Genomic DNA, 544 nt, shown 5'->3' with positions numbered 1-544 from the left:
CACCGAATGATCGAGAACCCGATCTACGGCGGCGCCTACGCCTATGGTAAGACTCGTGCTGCGTCGGGATATGATGCAACAGCCATTCGTTCGCGCAGCCGCCGTAAGGCGCGTGATGAATGGCTGGCGCTGATCCCGGGTGCACACGAAGGCTACGTCAGCTGGGAAAGGGCGGAAGCGATCCGCAAGATGGTGAGCGACAACGTGCCCACGAGCCGGCATCACGGGGCGCCCAAGCATGGCGACGCTCTGCTCGCCGGCCTTGTCCGCTGCCGGCGCTGCGGCCGCAAGCTGACGGTCCGCTACACGGGAACCAAGCACAACATTCCGCGCTATTCCTGCTGGCGTGGTCTGCTTGACAATGGCGAGCCGCGTTGCATCGCCTTCGGTGGACTACGCGTCGACGACGCCATCGAGGAAGCTCTTCTGCGGGTTGTCGAGCCGGGAGCGATAGCCGCGGCCGTCGAGGCCGAAGCGCAAGCGGCCAGTCGCCGCGATCAGGTCCGCGATGCTCTGATGCGCGATCGCGAGGCGGCACGCTACA

At 65.4% G+C, this 544-nt stretch carries 1 protein-coding gene; it reads left to right on the top strand.

Translation table 11 applies throughout. From position 1 onward, the window contains the following. Positions 1-544: recombinase family protein (locus NKI85_RS37875; protein ID WP_352781029.1), on the top strand; the 544-nt coding region annotated here is incomplete at both ends.

It is taken from the genome of Mesorhizobium sp. M0571 (assembly GCF_040320985.1).
GTDB lineage: Bacteria > Pseudomonadota > Alphaproteobacteria > Rhizobiales > Rhizobiaceae > Mesorhizobium.
This window is presented reverse-complemented; position numbering and strand designations above follow the sequence as displayed.